The sequence below is a fragment of the Streptomyces sp. MnatMP-M17 genome, assembly GCF_900091995.1.
Taxonomy (GTDB): Bacteria; Actinomycetota; Actinomycetes; order Streptomycetales; family Streptomycetaceae; genus Streptomyces.
The window spans coordinates 1-7,270 of record NZ_FMDK01000115.1; the positions used below are offsets into that span (position 1 = coordinate 1).

General features: G+C 71.2%; 6 protein-coding genes. 4 read left to right on the forward strand and 2 right to left on the reverse strand.

What is annotated here, in order from left to right:
* Nucleotides 1-42: 42 nt before the first annotated feature.
* Complete coding sequence (locus GA0115259_RS06325) at nt 43-402, reverse strand: SDR family oxidoreductase (RefSeq protein WP_093592077.1); 360 nt, start codon at nt 400-402, stop codon at nt 43-45.
* 9 nt (nt 403-411) lie between these two features.
* Here GA0115259_RS06325 and GA0115259_RS39550 point away from each other — a divergent pair, with 9 nt between their 5' ends.
* The 4 genes from GA0115259_RS39550 to GA0115259_RS06345 all read left to right on the forward strand — a co-directional run bounded on the left by GA0115259_RS39550 (nt 412) and on the right by GA0115259_RS06345 (nt 4,052).
* Nucleotides 412-633 carry a hypothetical protein gene (locus GA0115259_RS39550; protein ID WP_141716468.1) on the forward strand — a complete coding sequence of 74 codons (222 nt, stop codon included), beginning with the start codon at nt 412-414 and terminating at the stop codon, nt 631-633.
* A gap of 736 nt (nt 634-1,369) precedes the next feature.
* Entirely contained in the window at nt 1,370-2,476 is a 1,107-nt protein-coding gene (locus GA0115259_RS06335) for a PLP-dependent cysteine synthase family protein (RefSeq protein ID WP_093592083.1), read from the forward strand.
* A gap of 50 nt (nt 2,477-2,526) precedes the next feature.
* A complete protein-coding gene (locus GA0115259_RS06340; RefSeq protein ID WP_237539810.1) occupies nt 2,527-3,747 on the forward strand; it encodes an MFS transporter in 1,221 nt (406 codons plus the stop codon).
* Between the two features lie 14 nt (nt 3,748-3,761).
* A complete protein-coding gene (locus GA0115259_RS06345) occupies nt 3,762-4,052 on the forward strand; it encodes a hypothetical protein (RefSeq protein ID WP_176732451.1) in 291 nt (96 codons plus the stop codon).
* Here GA0115259_RS06345 and GA0115259_RS06350 read toward each other — a convergent pair.
* The coding region (locus GA0115259_RS06350) for a cation-translocating P-type ATPase (protein ID WP_093592089.1) at nt 4,024-7,270 on the reverse strand (3,247 nt) is incomplete at its 5' end. The genes GA0115259_RS06345 and GA0115259_RS06350 overlap by 29 nt on opposite strands.

A 7,270-nucleotide genomic window follows, 5' to 3' on the forward strand; every position in this document is an offset into this window, starting at 1 on the left:
GGAGTGTCCGGGACGATGGGTGTCCGGAACGGCGGTGCGGGCTCACGCCAGGTAGCGCCCGCCGTTCGTACTGAGTGTCTGACCGGTCACATAGCCGGCTTCCTCGGAGGCGAGATACGCGACCGCGTAGGCGGCGTCCTCCGGCAGGCCGGCCCGTTTCATCGGCATGGTGGCCACCGCCGCCTCCACATCAACCGGACCTTCGCGCACCAGTGGCGTGTCGATGAAGCCCGGCGGGACGTGGTTGACGGTGATGCCCTTGTCCGCGTACTCGATCGCCAGCGCCCTGGTGAGGTCCCAGACGGACACCGCCGCGCCACGGTCCGCGAGCACGATCGCGATCGCCCTCCCGATTCCACGCGCGCCGCCGGTGACGACCGCGACCTTCCCTTGCAGTGACATGTTCGCTCCTTGTCTGCCCAGTCCGGGCGCCGCCGACGCTCCGCGCCTGAACGCGAGGACCGCCGGGGCGGCAGGTCCGGCACGCACTTCAGCACCCGCGGCACGTATATGCGGGTCTTCGTCCTCATCGGGATCTGCTGCGTCGTGGCGTTCTTCCTCGCGCTGCTCATCCGCCGGGGTGTGCGCGCGGCGGCCGGTACACGCGCCGCGGTCCTGGCCTCGGAGGCATGAGCGAGCCGGATCCCGTACGCACACCGGTGTCGGATGCGTACGGGATCCGGGCGTTACGGCGGGGCATCAGTCCCTCCCTCACCCGTTCGGCGGTCTCTCATACCCGTATCACCTTCGACGCACGGTAGCGTTCGCGTCACTGTGCGAAGTCATGCGGGATGGTTGCGTGAGCACGGCAGCTGGGTGGTCGCCCTGCTGCTGGCGGCTCTGGCTGCCCTGTTGATCAGTGTCTGCGACAGCGGCGGGCATCACCGGCTGCTCGATTCCCGTCCCGACCGCCCGGCCCTCTCGGACATCTCGGCCGTCTCGGATGTCTCAGCCGTCTCGGATATCTCGGATGTCTTGGTCTCGGAGCCTTCGTCAGGGTTTGCCGATCCGGATCCTTCCTGCGCTCCGGGAGTCGAACACCATCTCGCCGCCCAGGTGGATCAACGCCGGCCGCTTCAGGAACTTCCCGCAGCGGTCGGTGACGGTCCGGCAGTGACCGAATCGTCCCTGCGCACCGGTACGCCGAGGCGCGGGCCGCCCGCCGTGGGAGGGCGTGAGGTGCTGAGTCAGGGGTGTGTGTCCAGGACGTGATCGGGCCCGGCTGCTCCGGTGTACGGCGATGTACTGCCGACCGACGAGCAGCCTGACGGCCTCGATCGCTCCTCTCCCGGGGCCGCGGTGCGTCCCTCCGTCAGCAGGCGCGTTGCCGCGGTGTGCCCTGGATCGTACGAAGGACACCAACCGCACGATGACTGAACTACCTCTGCCCGTACGGCCGTTCTCCTCACCTCGCAGTGTGCTGGGCGCTGTCGGCAATACGCCCGTGCTGTGGGTGGACGAACCGTTCGCCACCGCGCCCGACGGATTCTGGGCGAAACTCGAAGGCTTCAATCCCGGCGGTATCAAGGACCGCGCCGCCCTGTACATGGTCGCCCGGGCCCTCGAGCGCGGAGATCTGCGTCCCGCTGCCCCGATCGTGGAGTCGACCTCCGGCACTCTGGGCCTCGGCCTCGCCCTGGCCGGTGTGCTGTACGGGCATCCCGTACATCTGGTCACCGATCCGGGCATGGAGCCGATCGTGGAGCGGATGCTCACCGCCCACGGAGCCACTCTGTACACCGTCGACCGGCCACATCCCGATGGCGGCTGGCAGGAGGCGCGCCGCCACAAGGTCGCCGAACTGATGGCCGCGTACCCGGGCGCGTGGTGCCCGGATCAGTACCACAATCCCGACAACGTGGCCGCGTACGCCGGACTCGCCGGCGAACTCGCCGACCAGTTGCAGCGTATCGACGTACTGGTGTGCGCGGTCGGCACCGGCGGCCACTCCGCCGGCATCGCCCGCGCCCTGCGCACGCGCATGCCCGCTCTACGGCTCGTCGGAGTCGACACGGTCGGATCCACCATCTTCGGCCAGCCCGCCCGGGCCCGGCTGATGCGCGGGCTGGGCTCCTCCATCTATCCACGCAACGTCGACTACCGCGCCTTCAGCGAAGTCCACTGGGTCGCGCCCGCCGAGGCCGTCTGGTCCGCACGACGCCTGGCCGCCCGGCAGTTCGCCACCGGCGGCTGGAGCGTGGGCGCGGTCGCCCTGGTCGCCGGCTGGCTGGCCCGTACACAACCCGAAGGAACCCGGATCGCCGCCGTCTTCCCCGACGGACCGCACCGCTACTTCGACACCGTCTTCAACGACGACTACTGCCGGACCAACGGCCTTCTGCTCGCGGCAGAACCCACCGGCCCGGGGGTGATCTCCCGGCCCGACGAGGCGGAAGTGTCCCGATGGACGCGCTGCACCACGGTCACCGATCCACTGTCCGCCACCACGACAACAGTGGCAGGGGCCGAGCTGTGAACTCCCTCTGGAGGCAAGCCCGTTCTTTCGACGGAACGGTTCAGCTGCTGATGGTGAACCAGCTCACCATCAACCTCGGCTTCTACATGCTGATGCCCTATCTGGCCGCCCACCTCTCGGGCACCCTGGCTCTGAGCACCTGGGCCGTCGGCCTGATCCTGGGCATGCGCAACCTCTCCCAGCAGGGCATGTTCCTCATCGGCGGAATGCTCGCCGACCGGCTCGGCCACCGGCCGCTGATCATCGCGGGATGCGCGCTGCGTACGGCCGGTTTCGCCGCACTCGCCGTAGCCGACACTCTGCCGGGCCTGCTGGCGGCCTCGGCCGCCACCGGTCTGGCCGGCGCCCTGTTCAATCCCGCCGTCCGCGCGTATCTCGCCGCCGAGGCGGGTGAACGTCGCGTCGAGGCGTTCGCCCTCTTCAATGTCTTCTACCAGGCCGGAGTTCTGCTCGGTCCGCTGATCGGACTGGCACTGACCGCCGTGGCCTTCCCGGTCACCTGCGTGGTGGCAGCGGCGCTCTTCGCGGCGCTGACTCTGCTGCAACTACGGCGACTTCCCGCACGGGAAAGGACCGCGGGCAGAGAAGAGACGACATGGCGGGAGCAGGCGGGCACAGTGTTGCGCAACCGGCCCTTCTGGCTGTTCGCCGCCGCCATGACCGGCTCGTACGTCCTGTCCTTCCAGATCTACCTCGCGCTGCCACTGGAGACGAAACGCCTGGTCGGCGACGGTACGTACGGCACTGCGGCGACCAGCGTGCTGTTCGTCGTCTCCGGTCTGGTCGCACTCGCCGGACAGATGCGCATCACCGCCTGGTGCAAACGCACCTGGACACCGCATCGCTGTCTCGTCGCCGGACTCACACTCATGGCCGTGGCTTTTCTGCCGCCGGCTCTCACCGCAAGTGCCCTTCCGGCACACAGTAGTTGGGGAGCCGTTCTGGCCATGGTGCCGCTGGTGGCCTGCGCCGGTCTGCTCGCGGCGGCGACCGCCGTGCTCTATCCGTTCGAGATGGACACCATCGTCGCCCTCTCCGGCGGCCGGTGGGTCGCCACCCACTACGGCCTCTACAACACCGTCTGCGGAATCGGTATCACCGTCGGGAATCTGGCCACCGGCGCGCTCCTCGACCTCGGCCGCCACACCGATTTCGCCGCGCTGCCGTGGATGATCCTCGCTCTGGTCGGGGCGGGATGCGCGACCGCGGTCGCCGCCCTGGCCCGCGGCGGCAATCTCACCGTGACCACTCCCGCCACGGTCGGAGCGTAAATGAGAGGGTGCTGGTGCGCGACAGCACCTCGCGCACCAGCACCGCCGTCATGCACCTCGTCAAACTCGCCGTCTTCGGCGCCGCCGCCGTCCTGACCACCGGCAACGCCCTGACCGGACCGGCCCTCGCGCCCGCCTCCACCGCCGGTGCGTGGACCGGCAAGAAGATCGTCGACCGGCTCCCGGTTCCCGTCTTCATCGCCCTCGTCGAAGCAAGCCTGGTCATCTCCGGCCTCCTCCTGATCATCGGCGGACAGCCTCGGCACCGCCACGGACTCATTCCGCCGGTTGCGGGATCTCCATGAGGTGGACGGCGCGGAGGAACTGTTCCAACGGAGCCAGCGCGGCTTCGAACGGTCTGGGCGATGCCGGGCCTGTCGTGCCCTGTGGTTCCTTCCCGGCCGTTGAGGACAACCAGCCGGTGTTCGCCAGGAGTTGGGCCAGCGGAGGCAGAGCCGAATGCAGAAGCGAGGCCGTGGTGATCGATGCGAGGGTGATGCCCCAGGCGATCGGGCCGAGCGGTGTGCAGCCGAAGAAGTGGCTGATGCCCGGAGTCTGGATGATGCCCACCAGTACGGCCGCCGAGCCGAGCGCCGCGGTGAGTACGTTACGGTCCACACCGCTGGTGAGGGTCTGCGCGAGCTGGGTGCCCACGACGGAGGCGAGCCCGATCGTACCGGCCCGGCGTCTGGTGCCGGTGAGACGGGCGGCGCCCCAGGCGAGGCCCGCGCCCAGGGTGGTGGTGATACCGCGCAGCATCATCTCCTGGGTGAGCGCGGTGCCCAGGGACCGCTGAGGGCCCTCCTGGAGCAACTGCTCCCCGGTGTCCTCGCCGGGCCGGCGTACGGCGATGGCGAGCGCGGGAGCGAGATCGGTCAGCAGGTTGACGAGCATGATCTGGCGGGCGCTCAGCGGCGCGGCGCCGGTGAGCGCCGAGGCCAGCACGCTGAAGGCGACTTCGCCGAGGTTGCCGCCGATGAGGATGGCGAGCGCGGTTCTCACCGAGGTCCACATGGCGCGGCCCTCGGTCAGAGCGGTGACGATGGTCTCCAGCCGGTCGTCGCCGATGACCAGGTCGGCCGCGGCGGTGGCGGCCGGAGTGCCGCGCTGGCCGAGCGCGATGCCGACATCGGCGAGCCGGATGGCGGGCGCGTCGTTGGCGCCGTCACCGGTCATCGCCACGACCTTGCCGAGGCGTTGGTAGGCATGGACGATACGGACCTTGTGGTGCGGGCCGCACCGGGCGATGACGTCCACCGTCGGCAGCAGGGCGTCGAGTTGACCGTCGTCGAGCTCGTCCAGCTCGGGCCCGGTGCAGACGGTCCGGTGCTCCGCACCGAGGACACGGGCCGCGATGGCGTCGGCGGTGGCGGGATGGTCGCCGGTGAGCATCACCGTCTGCACTCCGGCCTGGCGCAGCCGGGCGGTGGCCGGGGCCGCTCCGGTGCGTACCTGGTCGGCCAGGATGACGAAGCCAAGGAAGACCAGCCCGTCCACGGCCTCGTCGGAGAGGTCCTCGTCCGGCGGCAGCGTCCGTTCGGCCACGGCGAGCACGCGACGGCCCGCGCTCGCCAACTCCTCGATGGTGGCTTCGAGTTCTTTGCGCACCGCGCCGTCGAGCGGGATCGGCCGGCCGTCGGTGCGCAGGAAGTGGCAGCGCTCCAGAATGTTCTCCGGTGCGCCCTTGACGCTCAGCAGCAGGCCGTGCGGCGTACGCCCTGCTGTGGACGTACGCCCTGCCGTGGCGTGGTAGGCGCGGCACGGGTCGAAGGGCAAGGTGTCGGTACGCCGCCAGCGTGGCGCGCCACGGTTGACGGACACCCGGGCCCTGCGGGCGCCCGCCGCCACCGCGCGGTCGGTCTGATGGGCCATGGGCTCGGCCTGCCGGGCGGGCGGAGTGGCACGCAGCGCGGCGGCGAGGATCTCTTTGTGCGGTGCGGGCAGCCGCTCGACGGGAAGCGACCGCCGGCCGTCGCTGACGGCGGAGAGCTGAAGATTGCCGTCGGTCAGGGTGCCGGTCTTGTCGAAGCACAGCACGTCGGCGCGGCCGAGGGCTTCGATCGTACGTGGGTTGCGCACCAGCGCGCCATGGTCGGCCAGGCGTCTGGCGGCGGCCAGTTGGGCGGCGTTGGCCAGGAACGGCAGCCCTTCCGGGACGGAGGCGACGGCCAGATTCACGGCCGAGGCCAGGCCGTCGGTCAGGCGCCGGCCGTGCAGCAGTCCGGCTCCGGCCACCGCGGCGGCGGAGGCGAACGCGACCGGCAGGCCGGCCTTGGTCAGCGAGGTCAGCCGGGCTTCTACGCCGGTCACCGGAGCGGCCTGGCGGGCGGTGGCGATGCTGCGTCCGACCTCGGTGGCCGGGCCGGTCGCCACGACGACCGCGGTGGCCCGGCCCGCGGAGACGGTGGTGCCCTCGTAGAGCATCGAGGTCCGCTCGGTGATCTGTGAGGCGAACGCGGGCGCCGGGTCCTTGGCGACGGGAAGGGACTCACCGGTCAGCGAGGACTCGTCCACGTCGAGGCCCTCGGCCGTGAGCAGCCGGCAGTCGGCGGGAACCACGTCCTCCGGCCGCAGCACGATGACATCGCCGGGCACCAGGTCCTCGGCCGTGACCAGCCGCTCGGCGCCCGCCCGGCGCACCCGTGTGCCGATCGCGGAGCGTGCGGTCAGCTCGGCCAGGGCGCGCTCGGTCCGTACCCGCTGGACGCCGCCGACCAGGGCCGAGGTCGCGGTGATCGCGGCCACGAGCGCCGCGTCCGTACGCGAGCCCACCGCGGCGGCCAGCGCCGCACCGGCCGCGAGCACGGGCGTCAGCGGATTGGCCAGCTCGTCGATGAACGCCGACGGAAGGCTGCTGTGCAGCGGCTCGTTCGCTCCCGACGAGCCCTTGGCCCGGGCCGCGGCCTCCGCCGAGGACAGGCCTTCGACGCTCGTGCCGAGCCTGTCCAGTACCAGCGCCGTGGGCATCAGATGCCAGGGGACGGTGGACACGGCCGGGGTGACCGGCCGGGACAGGAGCTGCCGGGCGCGCCAGACGCCCAAACCGAAGGCGATCGCGCCCGCGGAGTTGCTCGCGGCCTGGCCACGGGCGCACGCCTGCGCGGGAGGTGCCTGCAAGGCCGCGACCGCGCCGACTCCGCTGCCGCCCGCGGCCAGCACGCCGCTGTCCCGGTCGACCTGACGGGCCGTGCCCACACCGGCCAGGATCAGCGCGGCCGACTCCAGGTCCGTACCGATCAGCAGGTCGGCGCCCCAGGCCGGCGGATCCTCCTCGCGGTACACGCCCAGCCCGCAGTCCGAGGCGCCCAGGGCCGGGCGGTTGTCCGATACGAGGAGCACCACCGCGCCATCGGCCTGGAGCCCTCGTACGGACGCCACGAGACGGCCGCCCGCGGGCACGACCGCGTCGACGAAGCCCAGCGCCGGATCGGCCCGGTCACTGGCCAGTACCACACGGATTCCGCCACGGCGGGCGGCCGACGCCAGAGCCTGCGCGCCCGGCAGCGTCCGCGCGGCCACGCCC

What these genes read in the sequence shown, in the direction of transcription:
- GA0115259_RS06325 (WP_093592077.1), bottom strand. Translation starts at nt 402, where the DNA reads ATGTCACTGCAAGGGAAGGTCGCGGTCGTCACCGGCGGCGCGCGTGGA.
- GA0115259_RS06335 (WP_093592083.1), top strand. Translation starts at nt 1,370, where the DNA reads ATGACTGAACTACCTCTGCCCGTACGGCCGTTCTCCTCACCTCGCAGT.
- GA0115259_RS06340 (WP_237539810.1), top strand. Translation starts at nt 2,527, where the DNA reads ATGGTGAACCAGCTCACCATCAACCTCGGCTTCTACATGCTGATGCCC.